Source organism: Brevibacillus sp. AG (assembly GCF_028369215.1).
In the GTDB taxonomy this organism is placed as follows: domain Bacteria; phylum Bacillota; class Bacilli; order Brevibacillales; family Brevibacillaceae; genus Brevibacillus; species Brevibacillus porteri.
Window position 1 is genome coordinate 137,510 of sequence record NZ_JAQMYO010000009.1, and the last position, 18,299, is coordinate 155,808.

General features: G+C 48.6%; 17 protein-coding genes. 14 read left to right on the forward strand and 3 right to left on the reverse strand.

From position 1 onward, the window contains the following. Positions 1-702, reverse strand: coding sequence for a glycosyltransferase family 2 protein (locus POF51_RS23785; RefSeq protein WP_271756221.1), 702 nt, complete (start codon positions 700-702; stop codon positions 1-3). Continuing rightward, the gene (locus POF51_RS23790) at positions 659-1,561 is read right to left on the reverse strand and encodes a class I SAM-dependent methyltransferase (RefSeq protein WP_069850005.1); all 903 of its coding nucleotides are present in this window, start codon (positions 1,559-1,561) and stop codon (positions 659-661) included. Before POF51_RS23790 ends, POF51_RS23785 begins: the two co-directional genes overlap by 44 nt. Before the next feature lie 173 nt (positions 1,562-1,734). Between POF51_RS23790 and POF51_RS23795 the strand changes: the two genes are divergently transcribed. The 4 genes from POF51_RS23795 (at position 1,735) to POF51_RS23810 (ending at position 6,148) form a co-directional block, all read left to right on the forward strand. Beyond that, positions 1,735-2,883, forward strand: coding sequence for a glycosyltransferase (locus POF51_RS23795; RefSeq protein WP_271756223.1), 1,149 nt, complete (start codon positions 1,735-1,737; stop codon positions 2,881-2,883). Between the two features lie 214 nt (positions 2,884-3,097). Then, a complete protein-coding gene (locus POF51_RS23800; protein WP_069850000.1) occupies positions 3,098-4,066 on the forward strand; it encodes an ABC transporter substrate-binding protein in 969 nt (322 codons plus the stop codon). Between the two features lie 91 nt (positions 4,067-4,157). Continuing rightward, entirely contained in the window at positions 4,158-5,168 is a 1,011-nt protein-coding gene (locus tag POF51_RS23805; RefSeq protein WP_017246707.1) for a FecCD family ABC transporter permease, read from the forward strand. Then, positions 5,165-6,148, forward strand: a complete 984-nt coding sequence (locus POF51_RS23810; protein WP_271756224.1) for a FecCD family ABC transporter permease — start codon at positions 5,165-5,167, stop codon at positions 6,146-6,148. Before POF51_RS23805 ends, POF51_RS23810 begins: the two co-directional genes overlap by 4 nt. Positions 6,149-6,198: 50 nt before the next feature. Here the strand turns inward: POF51_RS23810 and POF51_RS23815 are convergent, their stop codons facing one another. Further along, on the reverse strand, positions 6,199-6,744 hold the full coding sequence (locus POF51_RS23815; RefSeq protein WP_017246705.1) for a GbsR/MarR family transcriptional regulator: 546 nt from the start codon (positions 6,742-6,744) through the stop codon (positions 6,199-6,201). A gap of 264 nt (positions 6,745-7,008) precedes the next feature. Between POF51_RS23815 and POF51_RS23820 the strand changes: the two genes are divergently transcribed. The 10 genes from POF51_RS23820 to POF51_RS23865 all read left to right on the forward strand — a co-directional run bounded on the left by POF51_RS23820 (position 7,009) and on the right by POF51_RS23865 (position 18,236). Continuing rightward, entirely contained in the window at positions 7,009-8,079 is a 1,071-nt protein-coding gene (locus POF51_RS23820) for a putative 2-aminoethylphosphonate ABC transporter substrate-binding protein (protein ID WP_271756247.1), read from the forward strand. Positions 8,080-8,099: 20 nt separating this feature from the next. Continuing rightward, positions 8,100-9,131, forward strand: coding sequence for an ABC transporter ATP-binding protein (locus POF51_RS23825; protein WP_069849993.1), 1,032 nt, complete (start codon positions 8,100-8,102; stop codon positions 9,129-9,131). A 14-nt stretch (positions 9,132-9,145) separates the two neighbouring features. After that, on the forward strand, positions 9,146-10,846 hold the full coding sequence (locus POF51_RS23830; protein ID WP_069849990.1) for a putative 2-aminoethylphosphonate ABC transporter permease subunit: 1,701 nt from the start codon (positions 9,146-9,148) through the stop codon (positions 10,844-10,846). Between the two features lie 40 nt (positions 10,847-10,886). Beyond that, positions 10,887-11,669, forward strand: coding sequence for an HAD family hydrolase (locus POF51_RS23835; RefSeq protein ID WP_069849988.1), 783 nt, complete (start codon positions 10,887-10,889; stop codon positions 11,667-11,669). Beyond that, complete coding sequence (locus POF51_RS23840; protein WP_017246700.1) at positions 11,662-12,003, forward strand: DMT family transporter; 342 nt, start codon at positions 11,662-11,664, stop codon at positions 12,001-12,003. Before POF51_RS23835 ends, POF51_RS23840 begins: the two co-directional genes overlap by 8 nt. Positions 12,004-12,055: 52 nt before the next feature. Further along, on the forward strand, positions 12,056-15,952 hold the full coding sequence (locus POF51_RS23845; RefSeq protein WP_069849986.1) for a metallophosphoesterase: 3,897 nt from the start codon (positions 12,056-12,058) through the stop codon (positions 15,950-15,952). Between the two features lie 179 nt (positions 15,953-16,131). After that, a complete protein-coding gene (locus tag POF51_RS23850) occupies positions 16,132-16,563 on the forward strand; it encodes an RNA polymerase sigma factor (protein WP_271756227.1) in 432 nt (143 codons plus the stop codon). Continuing rightward, positions 16,503-16,688 (forward strand): RNA polymerase sigma factor, encoded by a 186-nt coding sequence (locus tag POF51_RS23855; protein ID WP_271756229.1) that lies wholly within the window; start codon positions 16,503-16,505, stop codon positions 16,686-16,688. The genes POF51_RS23850 and POF51_RS23855 overlap by 61 nt, the downstream gene beginning before the upstream one ends. Continuing rightward, positions 16,675-17,952 (forward strand): DUF4179 domain-containing protein, encoded by a 1,278-nt coding sequence (locus POF51_RS23860; RefSeq protein WP_271756232.1) that lies wholly within the window; start codon positions 16,675-16,677, stop codon positions 17,950-17,952. The genes POF51_RS23855 and POF51_RS23860 overlap by 14 nt, the downstream gene beginning before the upstream one ends. Further along, the gene (locus POF51_RS23865) at positions 17,949-18,236 is read left to right on the forward strand and encodes a hypothetical protein (RefSeq protein ID WP_069849982.1); all 288 of its coding nucleotides are present in this window, start codon (positions 17,949-17,951) and stop codon (positions 18,234-18,236) included. Before POF51_RS23860 ends, POF51_RS23865 begins: the two co-directional genes overlap by 4 nt. Positions 18,237-18,299: the final 63 nt, after the last annotated feature.

Genomic DNA, 18,299 nt, shown 5'->3' on the forward strand with positions numbered 1-18,299 from the left:
TCATTCCACCCATTCCAACAGATTGGGATGTTGATCCAAGATGGATTCATACTGTTCCTTCCAGCCATATCGGGCGTCGGGGTCGAGGAGCTGATAGCGGCTGTATTTGCTTTGTCTATCTTCGAGTCGTGCCCAGCCAAAATGTTTCACGCGTGATGGATGGCACAGGTAAGGGAACTGGTTGATCGAGAGAGGGAATCTGCCGCAATGCTGAGGGGTTTCTCTCCATATATATGGGAAGTCAGGGCGATATTTGATCATAAAAGGACGGTAGTAATGATGGGCTTTCCAATACACATCTTCGCGATAATGCGTCTCGCTCCACATATCGTACAAACGAAAGTAGATCGCCTCGTATGTCTGCTGTTCCAAAATATCGGAAACGTTTGAGGGGAAGGTGCTATCCATGATTTCATCGGCGTCCAGATTCAAAATCCATCCCGGCTCAGTCTGGATTGTTTCTTGCCATTGTTGTTTGCGCAAGGCGACCTCGTTGGAAAACTGAGAGGTAGCGTTTTGGACCAGATGAAGAGGAATGCCCTTGAGAACCTCTCTACAGAGATCCACGGTATGATCGATACTGCCATCGTCGATGATGACGGCTGCGTCAATAAAGTCTTTATGTGCTTCCAACGCTTGTCTCAAATACCGATTGCCTTCATTTTTTACAATCATGGAAAGAGTCAGCTTGGCTCTGGTCATCTATGTGCTGCACCTCCTGCGCTTGTCGTGTTGCAATGCAGAAGATTTCATGGCCTTGGAAGGTCGACTGGAGGTTCACGGCTAGCTTCATGATGTCTTGGATCGGTAAAGGTGTTTGCGTGGTCTTGCGCAGATGGTTTTCCAAGCGGTTCGTTTCTTCTCGAGAAAAGATAGAGAGGACCTCCCAGCCACCTTGATGAAGCAGTGAGATCAGATTGTCACGGGAGTAATGAAAGAGGTGGTCATTCTCGGTATACAACGGGGAATACACCCCAAACAGTGTATTGGTGAACGAGTTTTTGTTCGGCACGCTAAAAATGACTTTTCCTCCTGGTTTAAGAAACCCCTTCAATTCTTCAAGGTATTGCTTCGGATGCGAAATATGCTCAAAGACGTGACAAAAAACGATGGCATCAAAAGTACCAATGTGTTCGGGGGCGAGAACGGAGGAGTTCCATAACGAATGAACCAGTTGTAGCCCATACCGGTCTTGGGCGTATGCGCATGATTGATGCGACGGCTCTACCCCAACAACCTCCCACCCAGCCTCACGAGCAAGGAATAACAACTCTCCTGTTCCTGGACCAATTTCGAGCAGCTTTCCTTTTTCCGAAAACCACATATCGAGCAGCAATGTATGGAAGATCGCATGCTCCGTAAATGTATTTTTGGCATATTGATCCCGCATGGAAACCCAACTCGCATCATAAATGTCTGCAACCAGCTGTGGCACGTTGACTTGATCGAGGTGAGGTTGAAAAACGAGATCACAATCTTTGCACGTTAGGAGCGAAAAGGTAGCGTACTGGTGGAAAAGCGCAACCTGAGCGCTGTTGCACAAGGGACATGAGTCATGCATGGATACGATCCCTGCTTTCTTTGTGATATCTGCCTACCACTACCTATGCGCTGCTTCAGCAAAAGGTTCGAAAGCCAAGGAAATGGCGCCGTTCTGAAAGGAGCAGTCCGTTCATAGAGTAAAGGGGGGATAGACTACGATCTCAGTGATGTGTGTAAAAGGAGATGAGCAGCATGTCGGAGGCGCCCAAAATTTCCTTATGTATGATTGTAAAAAACGAAGAAGAGTGCCTTCACAAGTGCTTGGAAAGCGTGAAAGACCTTGTGGATGAAATGATTATCGTAGACACGGGGAGTACCGACAAAACGATAGAGATAGGCAAGTCATTCGGAGCGGTCGTACACTCTTATGAGTGGCAGGATAACTTCGCAGAAGCACGAAACTTTGGATTAGAAAAAGCAACGGGCGACTGGATTTTGTGGATGGATGCCGATGAGGAAATGAATCTGGAAGACAGCAAGAAATTGAAAGAGCTGCTTCGCGGTCAAGAGGATTCTCTTTTTTATATCCAACTAATAAATTACATTGGAGATGAAATAAATGAAGACGATGCTTTTCATATCGCTCACTCACGTTTGTTTCGCAATGGCATCGGTTTTCGCTTCCATTTTCCCATTCATGAAACGCTCAACGTAGAAGAGGTTCTTCCCAATCTGACCGAAGATCTCCACATTCAAATCTTGCCTGTACGGATATACCATTACGGCTACATGAATGAATTTACTGGCAGAAAGAACAAATTCGAGCGTAATATTGGGCTACTCATGAAGGAATTGGAAAAAGAGGGCCACTCTCCGTGGATTGAGTATCATCTTGCCAGTGAATTCTCACGTATCCAGGAGCATGAGAAAACGTTCAAGTTCGTGAATCTGTCTATTATCGGGTTTCTCGAAAACCATATGATGCCTCCTTCGCTTCTTTATAAGCTCAAATACTCTACGTTGATCTCGATCGGCAGTGCTGAGGGAGCGTGGCCAGGAATTGAAAAGGCAATCGAGATGTATCCTGACTACGTTGATTTGCATTTGTACAAAGGGATCATTATGTATTTGAAAAAGGACTATAAACGAGCCTTGATGACGTTCGATCACTGCTTGGACCTAGGGGAGAGCAACATTCGTCATCTGACCTTGAAGGGATCGGGAAGTTTTCACGCCTGGTATTACAAAGGGCTTTGCTACGAAGGATTGGGTCAAGTGGAGGAGGCTGTGGCAGCTTATCAGACGGCGTTGGCGATGGCGGAGAATCATGCGCCTGCCAAGGAAGCGTTAGAGAAGCTGAGCTCGATGACTGAAGTAAGTCATTCGCCATACAACAAATAGCATCGTAGCGAAAAGCCGTTTACGTCGATGGTTCAGACGTAACGGCTTTTTTTCGTAATGGCAGAGCATGAACAAAATGACGTTAATCACCTTTATTACGGTAAAAGGTTTAATAAGCACAATGTTTCATTTGCGGCAGCAGATTGTTACAATAAAAAACGCATTTAAACGGTAATAATAATCATTATCAATTACATCAAGTGAGGGACAAAAGATGAAGCGAACAAACGGAATGAAACGTCTCGGTCATATGCTTTGGACGCTTGCACTGGCAGGTACGGTATTACTGACCGGGTGCGGCAGCGCAGAGCAAAAACAGCCAGCAGCAGGTACAGATAGTGCGCAAACCGCACAAAAGCGCATCGTGAAACATGAGTTGGGCGAAACGGAAATTATCGGAGACCCGAAAAGAGTCGTCGCGTTGGAGTACTCCTTTGTAGACGGACTATGGGAGCTGGGAGTGACGCCTGTAGGAATCGCGCAAGAGAAGGATAAGGACGTAGAAGGACTGATCGGCAAAAAAATCGAGTATACTCCTGTGGGGACTCGCCAGCAGCCGAGTCTGGAAGTCATTAGCTCGTTGCAGCCAGATCTGATTATCGGTGATTTGAATCGCCACAAGGACATTTACAAGGATTTGCAAAAAATCGCACCGACGATCATTTTGAAAAGCCGCAACTCGACGTATCAGGAAAACTTGAGCTCGTTTGCCACGATTGGGGAAGCGCTGAACAAGCAAAAAGAAGCAGAACAACGCCTGATCAAGCACAAGGAGATCATCGCAGAGTTTAAGAAGAAGATACCGGCTGGGGATTCCCGCAATGTCATGCTGGGTGTATTCCGCGCAGATTCGCTGTCTGCACATGGTTCGAAATCGTTTGATGGTGAATTGCTCGAAATGATTGGAATCAAAAATGCGATTCAGGATGCGCCAGAACCAACGGTAAAAATCAGTTTGGAGCAAATGGTGCAGTGGGACCCAGATGTGATTTTCCTGGCGGAAGCAGACGACGCGTTGTTGAACGAGTGGAAGCAAAATCCGCTCTGGAACAATATCACCGCAGTCAAAAATCAGGAAGTACACAAAGTAAATCGTGACCTCTGGACGCGCTATCGCGGACTGAAATCTGCGGAACGCATTGTCGAAGAGGCAGTGAACCTTTTGTACAGTAAGGATAAATAAGAACACATACGATGCAAAATCTGGAAAGACCGATCGCTGATCTGGTCTTTTCGGTGTTCTTGCACGTGGTAATTGATCGAGGTGGCTTGTATTGCAGAAAACAACGACACGACAACGAAAAGGTACCTTTGTCCTCATTGCGATCGGTTTGGCAATCCTCTTGCTCATTGGTTTGTTGCTGAGCTTGTTTACCGGAGTAGCTTCGCTGCAAATTCGATCGTTAGTGACGCATTGGCTATCGGGTGAATACTCCAAGGAGCTCTTGATTTTCCAAACCATCCGGGTTCCGAGAGCCATACTGGGAGCCATCATCGGGGCGAATTTGGCTGTGGCAGGAGCAGTGATGCAGGCCGTTACCCGCAATCCGCTCGCATCTCCGCAAGTATTTGGCGTGAATGCGGGGGCTTGTTTGGTGGTCGTACTCGCGATTGTGTTTTTACCGGATATCGGGAAAGCCAATCTCATCTATTTTGCATTTGCTGGAGCGATTGTCGGGGGACTTGTTGTCTTTGGATTCGCAGCTTCCCGTGGGATGACCAATCTCAAGATCGCTTTGGTAGGAATGGCCATCCACCTGCTGCTCACCTCCATTACGAAGGGAATCATCATCTTTAACGAACACATATCGAATGTATTGTACTGGTTGTCTGGCTCCATTAGCGGAGCGGCTTGGACGGATGTGCAATTGATTTTGCCGTGGTCGATGGCGGGACTCCTGCTGGCGATCTGGCTGTCCGGCTCTTTGTCTGTGTTTCGACTGGGGGAGGAAGTCGCGATGGGGTTGGGACAAAAAATCGCCCGCGTCCGACTGCTATCTTATGTTGTGGTCGTTATTTTGGCAGGCGCCTCTGTTGCTGTCGCCGGAGCTGTCGGATTCGTCGGACTGATGGTTCCGCATATCGCAAGGAGGCTCGTGGGTACTGACTATCGGGTCGTTATCCCTGTGTCTGCGCTTGGTGGTGCTGTCCTGGTGACAATCTCGGATGTACTGGCTCGCTTGATTTCCTATCCGTTTGAGTCTCCTGTAGGAATTGTAACGGCTCTCCTGGGAACCCCGTTCTTTCTTTACTTGGCGAGAAAAAAGGGGAGGGAAATGGTATGACGTCGCGGAAAAACACCCTGCTCCTGATTGGCCTCGTTGCCTTAATCTTAGTGGCAGCATTGTTTAGCATGGGGATCGGTCCGATCTTTATCGGCCCTGATCAAATCATTCGGGTGATCATGGGCGAATCTTCGTCGCTTACGTTTATGATTGAAAACTATCGATTGCCACGGGCGTTGCTCGCGATTCTTGCTGGAGCGGGCTTCGCGATCGCTGGTGTGATTTTGCAAGGAATGATCCGTAACCCTCTGGCTTCACCGGATGTCGTAGGTGTAACCAAAGGCGCGGGCTTGTTCGCGGTAGTTGTCATCATTCTGTTTCCGACCGCTTCACCACTTCTTCTCCCGATTGTCGCGTTTTTGGGAGCACTGGCGGTAGCGATTGCCCTCATTTATTTCACTCGGAAAAGCGGTGCACAGCCAACTACATTTGCCTTGGTCGGCATGGGAGTAGGGGCGATCTGTCAAGCGTTGACGGAATTCATCATGGTGAAGTATCCGATGCAAGCCAATGATTCACTTGTCTGGCTGGCAGGGAGCTTGTGGGGGAAAGGCTGGGATGAAATTTACGCTTTGCTGCCGTGGCTGCTCGTATTCATTCCCATTAGCCTTGCCCTGCACCGAAAGCTGGACATTATCAGTCTAGATGAAGGTAGCTCTACCGGGCTCGGACTGAATGTCGTGCGAACACGCTATATGCTTTTGCTGCTCGCGGTTGCAGTGGCGGGCGCATGTGTAGCGGCGATTGGCTCGATCGGCTTTGTGGGATTGATTGCGCCACATATGGCGAGAAAGCTATTCGGTCATCAGCATCGTTATCTGTTGCCAGGTGCGGCGGTTTTGGGCGCGTTGATTCTCGTGATTGCAGATGCATTGGGGAGAGGGCTGAATCCTCCGATCGAGATTCCCGCGGGTATTGTGACGGCGGTCATCGGTGTTCCGTACTTCTTGTATTTGGTGCGTCAAGAGAAGAAAAAGTAAAAAGTAAAGCCATCTTTTCCTCTAGCTTTGGAGAGAAAGATGGCTTTTTTCTATTCGGGCTCTTCTTCGAAAAAATCACCTTGTTCCAAGGTATACACAAAATTTTGTAACCATTCGTAATACTTTTTTGCATGTCGGAGCTTGTGCAAATCTTGGAGGGCGAGCTTTCGTTCCTCATCAGAGGTACTTTCCTGAAGGATCAGCTCGGTTAATTCAGGCATTGCCTGGTCGATGGCACCGGTCATCACATCGACTTCACGCTGCAGCTTGTATGTGAAGAAGTTTTGAAACGCTGTGAAGAAGTTGGTCTCCGCCGCATACAGCTCTTTTCGTTCCTGCTTTTCCTCGAGTTTTTTGACCATGCGGGATTCCATTAAGGATCTCACTGCATAGCTCATGTTGCTTTTGCTCATGTTCATCTGTGTTTTCATCTCGTCGAGCGTCATCGGACGATTCTCGAAGAACATGACACCGTAAAGCTGACCCGAGGAATGAGTAGCGCCATACAAGTCCATTGTTTCCGCTATGGCTTCAATCATTTGTTTACGAATATGGAGGCGTTTTTCTTCTCGTACATTTTCCTCGTTCAAAGACATGCGAATATTCACTTCCCTCTCGTGCCACCGTCATCATTATTTCGTTCAATTCTTTTTGTATGATACTTCCATTATAGCAAAAATTCTTTCAACACGGTGATAAAGCTATTGTTATGAGCATTTACGTAATCTTAATGCTCAATTAACAGTGGTTTCATGGGCGAAACACAATGTGAATGTACAATAATTTTTGAACACAGATGGTTTTTATCCGATACTTTCTTTCAGAAAAGGAGAATCACAGTGAAAATCAAGTGGAATGTGATGGCAGTAACGTTGGTCGTTACGAGTTTGTTGGCAGGCTGCGGAGCACCGAAGACAGAGGGAACAGCATCGAGCAGTGGGCAAACCGGTTCGGAGACTGCTGTGTCTAACGCATCTGGAGAGATCAATGTGTACACGGCAATTGAAGATGAACAGATCAAGACGTATCTGACTTCTTTCAAAGAGCAGTATCCGGATATCAAAGTAAACATCGTTCGTGACTCCACTGGTATCATGACAGCCAAGCTGATTGCCGAGAAGGACAATCCGCAAGCCGACGTAATCTGGGGTCTGGCTGCCACCAGTCTTTTGGTGATGGACGATATGGAAATGTTGGAGTCATATGCTCCCACGGGCGTAGATCGTGTACTGCCTGAATTCAAGGACAAGGCCAACCCGCCGAAATGGGTAGGCATGGATATTTGGGAGACAGCCATTATTGTCAACAAAGCAGAGATGGAAAAGCGCAATCTACCCATCCCACAGTCGTACGAAGATTTGGTCAAACCAGAATACAAGGGCTTAATCGCGATGCCTCACCCTGCTTCTTCTGGAACAGGCTACTTGACCGTCAACGCCCTGCATCAGTTGTACGGCAAAGACAAGGCTTGGGCATATATGGACAAGCTGCATGAAAACATGATGGTCTACACGCACTCTGGCTCCAAGCCGGCGAAGATGGCGTCCGCTGGTGAAGCGCCAATCGGTATCTCTTATGGATACAGCGGCATTCAGGAACAGAAAAAAGGAGCTCCAGTCGAAGTCGTGTTCCCGAAAGAAGGCTCGGGCTGGGATATGGAAGCGAGCGCGCTCGTAAAGAAAAAGGACATCAAGCCAGAAGCAAAATTGTTCCTCGACTGGGCGATCAGTGATGAGCCGATGAAGGAATACAACAAAAACTACGCGATTTTGAGCATCAAGCAAGAAGGAAGTCAAATTCCAGAAGGCTACAAACAAGATCCGGTATCGCAGCTGACCAAGCTGGACTTGTATCAAGCAGCAAGAGACCGCGAAGGCATTCTGAAAGAGTGGGAGCAGAAGTACGGCTCCAAGGCTGAACCGAAAAAGTAAAGAATAAAGGAGCATTTGTGATGGAGCAAGGCTATTTGTCATTACGCAATCTCGCCAAGCGATTTGGGAAGCACACAGCGCTTCAGGACATTCAACTGGACATTGCCAAGAATGAATTCATCTGTCTGCTCGGACCGAGCGGCTGCGGTAAAACAACATTGTTGCGCATCCTCGCAGGACTGGAAAATGCGGATCAAGGGAGCGTCGTCATTGCCGGGAAAGACATTACCTCGTTGCCAGCAGGGAAACGGAATTTTGGCATGATGTTTCAATCGTACGCTTTGTTTCCGAATTTGACGGTCAGTGAAAACATTGCTTACGGATTGCGTAATCGCTTCTCCAAGGCACAAATTGCTGATCGGGTAGAGGAAATGCTTCATCTGGTTGAGCTGGGAGAACACCGCAACAAAGTCCCGGCCCAATTATCAGGAGGGCAACAGCAGCGGGTAGCACTGGCGAGGGCCTTGGCGTTTTCGCCGGACTGCTTGCTCTTGGACGAGCCATTATCTGCGCTGGACGCCAAGGTTCGTGCCAAACTCCGAAACGAAATTCGTCGGCTCCATCATCAATTCGGGATGACGACGATTATGGTAACGCACGATCAGGAGGAAGCGTTGACGATGGCGGACCGCATCGTGGTTATGAACCAGTCGCGCATCATTCAGGTCGGTACGCCAAAAGAAGTGTACGAGCGTCCCAAAACGCCATTTGTCGCTGATTTTATCGGAGCCATCAGCTTTATCCAGTCGGATAAGCACTCGGAACAGGCTATGCTCGCCATCCGTCCGGAGCATGTTCAGTTGCTGCGTGACGGGCATGAAAAAGGCAGACAAGGAATCGTGCGCGAGCTGGAATATCGCGGTACGCATTATCGGATTGTCGCAGAGTTAATCGGTCCACAAGGTACTTTGTTGCAACAGTTTGTCACGATTGATGTCCCGGCACATGCTATGGTGTCTCATCATGTTTGGCCGGATCAAAAAATTGCCTTCACTCTGCCGCCAGAGCATGTCATCCGTTTTGATGATACGGCAGACCTGGCTGTTGGCTAAGGAGCGCACACGATATGGACACCTGGTTAAAACGAATACGCCCTGATGCCAACCAATGGAGCCAAAACGCGATCATCGTCTGCATGACCATCGCGCTGTTGTTTGCCATCCTGCTGCCGCTTGGTGAGCTGGTGATCAAGGCCGTTACGGATCAGGACGGGAACTTTATTGGGCTTATGCACTTTGCCAATTACTTCTCGACGCCGGCTCTCGTGATGTCATTGTGGAACTCCATTAAGGTGTCGACGGTCACGACGATCATTGCCGTTACGCTGGGCTTCGGATTTGCTTACGCACTGGAGAGAAGCGCGATTCGTGGCAAATGGTTTTATCGGTCTGTTGCGCTCTTGCCGCTATTCGCCCCCTCTATGCTGCACGGCTTGGCGCTGACCTACCTGTTTGGCAATCAAGGGCTGATTTCTACCGGATTTTTTGGGCTGTTGCCGGAATTCCGTATGGAGCTCTACGGGCCTATCGGGATTGTGATGGCGGAAGTACTCTATACGTTTCCGCAGGCGTTTCTGATGCTGTCGGTGGCACTCGCAAGTGCAGATTACCGGATGTATGAAGCGGCAGAAACGCTCGGGGCGTCCAAGTGGCGCACATTTTGGACGGTCACGGTACCAGGTACGAGGTTTGCGCTGATCAGTGCCATTTTTGTCTGCTTCGTCTTGACCTTTACCGACTTCGGTGCTCCCAAAGTGGTCGGCGGGCAGTACAACGTGCTGGCGACAGATTTGTACAAGCAGGTTATTGGGCAACAAAACATGCAAATGGGTGCGGCCGTTGGGGTGTTGCTGTTGATACCAGCCGTCATTTCATTTGTGATCGATCGCATCTCCCAGCGTAAACAGAGCGGTTGGTTGAGTGCGAAGTCCACCCCTTACCGAATTGAACGCAACAAACTTCGGGATGGGTTGTTCTACGTGCTTTGCTCCGCCGTGTCCGCTGTGATTATTAGCATCATCCTGGTTGCGATTTACGGCTCTCTTGTAAAAGTGTGGCCGTACAATCTGTCCATCTCCTTTACACACTACGAAGACTTTTTGGATGGGGAAGGACCGTTTGTGACGAGCTTGCTTATCGCGTTTGCGACGGCATTGATTGGTACAGTCGCTACTTTTTTGTTCGCATATCTCATCGAGAAGTCACGCGGGCATCGTCTGCTGCGTCAGTCAGCGTATTTTCTGTCTATGCTGCCGCTTGCATTGCCAGGACTCGTGCTCGGTTTGATCTACGTATTCTTTTTCAACAATCCGAATCAACCGCTGCACGGCATTTACGGCACGATTTGGATCGTCATTTTGTGTAACATCGTTCACTTCTACTCGGTTTCTTTCCTGACGATGACGTCCGGTCTGAAGAAGCTGGATAGCGAGTTCGAGGCTGCATCGGAATCGATGAACGTGCCTTGGTATCGGACATTGCTGCGGGTGACAGTTCCGCTGTCATTGCCGACGATTTTGGAAGTGTTCCTCTACTATTTCATCAATAGCATGGTGACGGTCTCGGCCATTATTTTCTTGTATGCACCGGACCTGAAACCGGCTGCGGTTGCGATTGTGAATAAGGAGGACTCAGGCGATATCGCGCAAGCTGCTGCGATGTCTACGTTAATCATTGTAGCGAATCTGTTGGTACGTACCGCGATCATGTGGATGGCAGGCAAGATTCAGAAAAGAACGGATGCGCTTCTCGTCAGGACAAAAGAGTAAAGTCAAATCCGATTCAAAATGGAATGCAGGTGGGAAAAAGATGCCCGACTTACTTGTTAACAACAAGAGATATACGGTCAAAGCGATTTTGTTCGATAAGGATGGTACTTTGCTGGAGTTTGTGCGGCTCTGGGGGTACTGGAGCGAATCCGTCCATCGTCATTTTGCCAGCCAGCTTCCACAGCCGGCCCAGATCGCTCCTCTCGCAGAGCTGTGGGGGACTGTTCACGACGAAGACGGGCACGTATGCGACTACAGCATCAATGGTCCGTTAGCGATGGGCTCGACTGGCGATTTGCTTGCGATCCTGGCATGGCAAGGTTATCGTCAGGGACTATCGTGGGGAGAATCAATGCGACTCGCTAGAGAGTGCAAGGAGCGAGCTTATCAGGATATGGATCAGACTCGTCCTGCTTATCCCATCCCGGGGCTGATTCCGTTCCTCGAACAATGTCGCGACCACGGAATGTTTATGGGGATTGTAACCGCAGACGAAACAGAGGAAGCGATCAAGCACATGGAATGGATGGGCATTCGCTCTTATTTTCCAGTCATTATCGGGAATGATCAGGTAGAGCGTGGCAAGCCTTATCCCGACATGGTGGTAAAAGCTTGTACCCAATTGGGCTTGAAGCCGAGAGAAGTCGCTGTCATCGGCGATACGAGCGGCGACATACGCATGGGGAAAAGTGCAGGTGTCTCGGTGACCATTGGCATTGTGAGCAAGGAAGACTCTTCTGACCGGATTCAAATCCTGGAGGAAGCAGAAGCGGTGATTTCCTCCTATGCGCAGCTGAAGGTGGAGGCATCACGGCATGAATGAGGGGATCGGGTGGGGGTGGGTTCTCCTCGCATTCGCTATTCTGTTGGAGCTAGCAGGTACGACTTCGATGAAACTATCTGCGGGCTTTACCAAGCTGTGGCCATCCATTCTGATGTTTCTGTTGTACGGTGCCAGCTTTACTCTGCTTAATTTCGCACTCAGCTATATACAAGTCGGTGTCGCTTATGCGATCTGGTCTGGTGTCGGGATTGTTCTCATTACATTCGTCGGTATTTTCTTATTCAAAGAAATGATCAATCTACAGCAAATGCTCTGGATGTCACTCATTGTGATTGGTGTCATTGGTCTGAAAGTCAGCAGCAAGGTCGTGTGAAAATCATCAGTCGGACTCTATCAATCTGATCGAAATGAGGTGCGCGTTTATTATGAAAGTGATAAACAAAACGATGTCGATGGTACTGGGTGTTACGGTTGCCTTCATGGGAATGACTCAACCTTTTATGATCCAAGGCGTTCAGGCAGCAGGAGAGCAGACCGTCACGATGGACAAGCAAACCTATTTGTATGGTCAACCGATGTCCTTGTCGTATACAGGAGCTTCCTTGAAGGATTGGATCGGACTGTATAAAGCAGGTGCCATTCCACAGGGCAGCAATCCTTCTCTCGCTTGGCAATATACGAGTGCAAACGGTCAGCCGAATGGTGCGATGAGCTTTACGAAGTCATTGCCAGCAGGTGAGTACGAGGCGCTGTACATGCAAAATGACGGCTACAACATTTTTCAGCGAGCTCCTTTTTCGATCATTACCTTGAATCCTCCTGCGGGTATTACTTTTGTCGATACGGATGACGATGCAGACCAGATCGCAGGCGATGTGAAAATCAAAATCCCTGCCGATACTGCGAATGTGGCTCATTACAATCTGTACTGGGGAAATGATGTCGGAAAGCTGCCTGGAGAGCCGATCATCGCACAAGTGCAGCCTCCAACTACGCCAGGTGAAACGTATGCGACCTATACAATCCCAGCTAACACGGTCATTCCAAAAGGTGCGACGAAGCTCCTCGCTTACTCGGATTCAGCTGCGGGTGAAACGACTGCGAGCGCAGAGTTTACGATCCCAGGAATGGTGAAAGAGAAGCCATTGGTCAGCTTTGAAGTCATCACCGACATGCATGTGCAAACCAGCAAGGATCACGTTCATAATAAAAACCTCGAAGATGCTTTCAAAGATATGGTTGCGCTGAATCCGGACAGTGACGGACTCATGACCATCGGGGACAATACCGAGAACGGAACCGAAGCGCAATACATGGAGCTGGCCCGGATTTTTAACATGTACAAGGACCAACTCCCGGAAACGTATTTTGTGCAAGGGAACCACGACGTTCGCTGGGGGGACTGGACGCAGTTTTCCGAGCTGTTCCACAAGTACACCAACATGAAGTCCAGCTACTACAATGAGTGGATCAACGGCTACCAGTTCATTTTCCTTGGCACGGAAAAAGGGCTGAAAGACTATTCCTACCTGTCTGAAACGCAGTTGAAATGGCTGGATGAGAAGCTGGCTGAGTCTGGGGGCAAGCCGACGTTCATTTTCCATCACCAACCGTTGAAGAACACGGTAGCCGGTGCCAATGATGGCTATCTCAAAAGCAATTACTGGTACGGTGTCAGACAAGATACAGAATTGAAAACGATCCTGGCGAAGCATCCTGGAGCTTTCCTGTTCAGTGGACATACACACTGGGAGTTGGGTGCGAAGGATACGATGTACAACGCCAAATACGCCACGATGTTTAATGCGGGTGCTACCTCTTATTTGTGGACAGACGCCAATACAGGCAAGGACGGAAGCCAAGGCTTTTTCGTGGAAGTTTACAAGGATAAAGTCCTGGTAAAAGGCAGAGATTTTAAAAACGACACGTGGATCGCCAATGCACAATATGAAATTGATCTATCCAAGAAAATTCCAGTGGTAGACCCTTCTACCGATCCAGATTTGACCTTGAGCAATCCTACGGTTCAGATGGTGAAGGAGAAGTACCTGTCGTCAGAAGCGATTGAAGTGGCCTACACGAGCTCGGTAAGAGAAGACTGGATCGGTATTTTCCCTACAGGCACGAAGTTGGGCAAAAATGTAAAAGCAATCGCTCAGCAAAAAACGAGCAGCGTGAAGCAACCAAATGGAACGGTCTCATTCAAGGATTTGAAGCTCGCTCCGGGCAAATACGATGCGATTTATGTCGGGGAAGCAGAGTATCGCACAGATAACGATAATTTGGAGCTTGGCCGCGTGACCTTTACGATTGTCGATGAAACGCAGGCACAGGCACCACAGGCGGTATCCTTTACCGATGCCGACACAAATAAGGGTGTGATTGGCGGGGACGTCACGATCACTCCTGCGGCAAATGAAGCGAACATTGACGAGTATGTACTCTACTGGGGGAACGACGAGGGCAAGCTGTCCGATCAGTCAGCGATCGCATCTGTAGCCAAGACAGGCGATAAGGTCATCTACGTGATGCCGAATGGTACGGCGATCCCGAATGGCGCGACGAAAATTCTAGCTTTCTCCAAGCAAAAGGACACAGAGTCAGTGGACTTTGCGCAAACAGCACTGAAGGACGCGTTTACCGAAGTACCGCCAGTCACACCACCGGTAGATCCACCTGTACTCACGCCAGATGAGCAGTTGCGCCAAGCCAATCGTGCTGCTGCTGATGCCATTAAGAACGCTACAGATGAGGATGTAGTAGAGAAGCAAGCCGAGAATGCGATCAAACAATTGTCCAAGCTGATCAAGGACGACAAGCTCAGTGATTCTACGCATCTTGCTTTGGTCTCCGATGCAACGGATACCGTGTTGGTCGCGATGGTTTCCAAGTGGAAAGAGGATATCGTCGATGAGGATCAAGTGTTAGAACAGACCTATTCCCTGTTGAAGGATGCTTTCTTGCCAGTTGTAGGTGAGATCGAGAAAAACGATCAAGAACAATGGGAGCAAGCAGTAAAAGTCATGGCTCATGTAGCAGAGACGACGATTGCCAAGCTGGATAAAGACGATCTCTCTGAAAAATGGGTGAAAAAGCTGAAAGAACCAATCGCTGAACTTTTGACACAGGTCAGCACGATCGAAGCAGACGATAGCGAAAATACGGAGAAGGTAGTCGCTCAGATCGAACGTTTTGCCCAAGCAGTAGAGGCCATTGAGAAAGCACTGGACAAGCAAGCATCGCTGTTTGGATTGGAGAAGACAATCGAGATTCGCATGGACGGCACTCGTCATGAAGTGCGTGCAGCGAAAAAATCGAAGGAAGAAGAAAAATCTTCGATGACACTAAGTGGTGATATCGTCGATGCATTGGCACAAAAACAAATCAATGTAGCCTTGGTGAACAAGGAAGACGCAGGTGTGTGGCTGTCCAGCGAGCTTCTCGAAGAGCATGACGGTGCGGATATCCACGCCGAGATCTCGAAGCCGGACGACATCAAAAAGCCTTCGAAATCGGGCAATGCCAGCGATATGTACGAAGTTCGCCTGAAAGCAGACAACGAGGAATGGAAACGCTTTGACAGCGAGACTGTCCGCATGATTCTGCCTTACGAGAAAAAGGATAAATATTTGACGGCTCATCATTATGATGAAGCGGAGAAAGAATGGAGCAGCCTCAAGACTTCCAAAGGAAAACCAGTAGAGGTTATCAAAACGGGGGACCGCGCAAGCTTTGATATCGAAAAACCGGGAATCTACATGGTAGCAAGTGCAGGTCTGCAAAGCGTGAAAGTTACACCAAACAAAGCAACACTGTTGCCAGGAGAGAGTCTCCAGCTTCAAGTAACAGGATCGTTCTCGAACCGCACCAAGCAGGATCTGACCGATGGCGAGAGCGGAACGGTTTATGAATCTGACAACGATAGGGTCACTATTGATGAAAACGGCTTGATTGAGGTTTCTGAGGATGCGAGACCTGGCAAGAAATTTACAGTCAAGGTGACAAACGGAGAGAAATCGATTAAAGTGACTTTCTCGATTGCGGAAGTCAAAAGTATCAATCTATCTACCAAAAAGAGTTCAGTGAAGCCTGGTGATAAAGTTCAAATGCTCGTATGGGCGAACATGACAGACCGCAGTGGACGAGATATGACCAAGGAAAGTACAGGAACTACTTACCGTGTAGAAGAGGAAGAATATGCGGTAGTTAGCGAGGATGGTCTGGTTACTGTCCATGAGGATGCACCAGAAAAAACCACACTGACGATTGTTGCCAAGAACGATGGTCATACGAGCGAGTACAAGTTGAAAGTGAGAAAATAGAGCTACCGATTTACTAGAAAGAGCCTGACCAGTGATGGTTGGGCTTTTTTCTTGTCCAAAAAAACTTTTACATTCCTGTAAGAAAAAGACCGTTCTTTTCATAGTAAAGGTAGAATGATTGCTGGACAGTAGAAGTGAACGTGAAGTCTGGTCATAAAGAAAGAAGGGAGAGACAGTTCATGGAGGAGGATCAAGAGTGGGTGAAGCAAGTCTTGGAAGGAGATCCGTATGCATATGCCCACCTTGTGAACAAATACAAAGACAGGGTGTGCTCGTTACTCATCCGGATGGGCAACTCCCGTGAGGATGCAGAAGACTTCGCCCAAGCGGCTTTCGTCAACGCGTATAAAAGCTTGCGTCAATACGATGCGAGCCTTCCATTTTCAGCTTGGTTAAACAAAATCGCGACCAATTGTTGTCTGCAAGCATGGCGGACGGCCCAGAAGCATCCGAGCGTACCTTTCCAGGAGTCCAATACGGTCCATACCTGTAAAGAAGACCCGGAATCGTTTTACTTGGCGCGTGAAAAGCACAATGAACTAGTAGAGTCATGGGAGATCTCGCTTCCCATTACCGGATCGTGCTTACACTGCGTTATTTTGAAGAGCTGAGCTATCAGGAAATTGCGGAGACGATGCAGGTTCCGGTGACAACCGTGCAGGTTCACTTGTACCGTGCGAAAAAAAAGCTGCGTGAGCTCATGGGGAAAAGGAGGGAGCTTCATGAAATGTACTGATTGTGTCAGGCTGATCAATCAGGTCGACCGAGAGCTATCAAACGAGGAAGGAAAGCAGCTTCAAGACCATATCGCTGGATGTGAGCATTGTCAGGCCATGCTGCTTCAGGAAATTGAGGAAGTGGACTCTGACTTGAGTAAACCATGGCCAATCGTATCCGCCTCAGATCCTTTCACCAATCAAGTCATGGCGGAGGTGCTACAGATAGAAGAGCGGCAACAAGGAACGATGCGCCGAAAGAACTGGCCTGGCCATCGACTATGGCAAAGAGCAGGTATTACTGCAGCTGTCCTGCTGCTTGCCCTGACCGTGGGTGTTGTCTCATCTCCTACGCTCGCGCATTATGTCACATCGATTTTTTCCGAGTCGTTTAACGCGGAGATGCAGCGTGGAGGCGATCTGGGCTTTTCTCAAAAAGTGAATCAAAAGGTAACCGATCAAGGTATTACCATGCTGATAGATGAGATTTTGGTCGATCCATTGAAAATGTACGTGTCGATTCGGTTTTTCACAGAACAAAATCAAGAGCTAGAGGCTTCAATTGAGTTTGATAACAAGGACAACCGGATTTTTCTGTCAGACAAAAACGGGAAATACATCGGAACCGAGGTGCAGCATTCATACGGATTCGAGACGTTGTATCTACCAGAGAACATTCCAAATGATTTGATTCTCAACTTGAAAGTAAATAGAGTGGATTTGCAAGATGAAGCCCCAGCAGAAGACGATAAGAAGGGAAATCCTGTTTATGGAAGCTGGCATTTGAAGGTCCCCGTCTCTTTGGAAAAAAGCAAATCGGCAACGCAAACCATTCCGATACATAAAACATACACCTCACCGCAAGGATTTATCTTGGAGGCTGACCGACTGGTGCTGACGCCGATAGAATCAAAGCTGATCCTCTCCTCCAAAATGAATGAGCAACAGCGTGCCCGTATGGAATCGAGAGTGCAAGCGATGGTGGAGGTCAATAATTCTCTTTACGATGACAAGGTAACCGCCCAAGAGCTATGGGATTTCTTCGGAACGAATGCGACAGTCATGTGGGAAATCGTCGATGAGACAGGCAAGGTTGTGATGGATACGAATGGTGCCGGCGAGTTTTACGGTCCAATTGAACCAAACAAAAAGCTGACATATCGTACCGTCTACATCGAGAAGGCAGAACCGTCCGATTTGCTCCTGACATTTACGCCTGCAAAACTCAACAGCCAGCCAGCCAGCCAGTCACCTTCACCAATGAGGGGAATACGTTCGTCTTGAAGGCGTTTCGCATCGCGCCCGATCCTGATCCAGCTCCCGGCACATCCGGATACGTCGGTATCATTGAGGCAGATGTCACCTACCACCAGGACACCTATGAATACCGTGGAATTGATGCAATCGGATTGGGCGTTGTTAAAATGAAAAAAGAGGATCGCTCGATCACCATCCGCGATTTCCCAAGAGGAAGAGAGAATCAGCCGGTAACGATCACGGCCAGTCAGCTTGTAAAAAGGTATGAAAATGTGGATTGGAGCTTTGACATGGTGAGTCCGGCGCGCTAACGATTGTCCATCATAATTTGGCGCACAGCAGCCCATGCTACTATTGGCAGACTCATTCCCGAT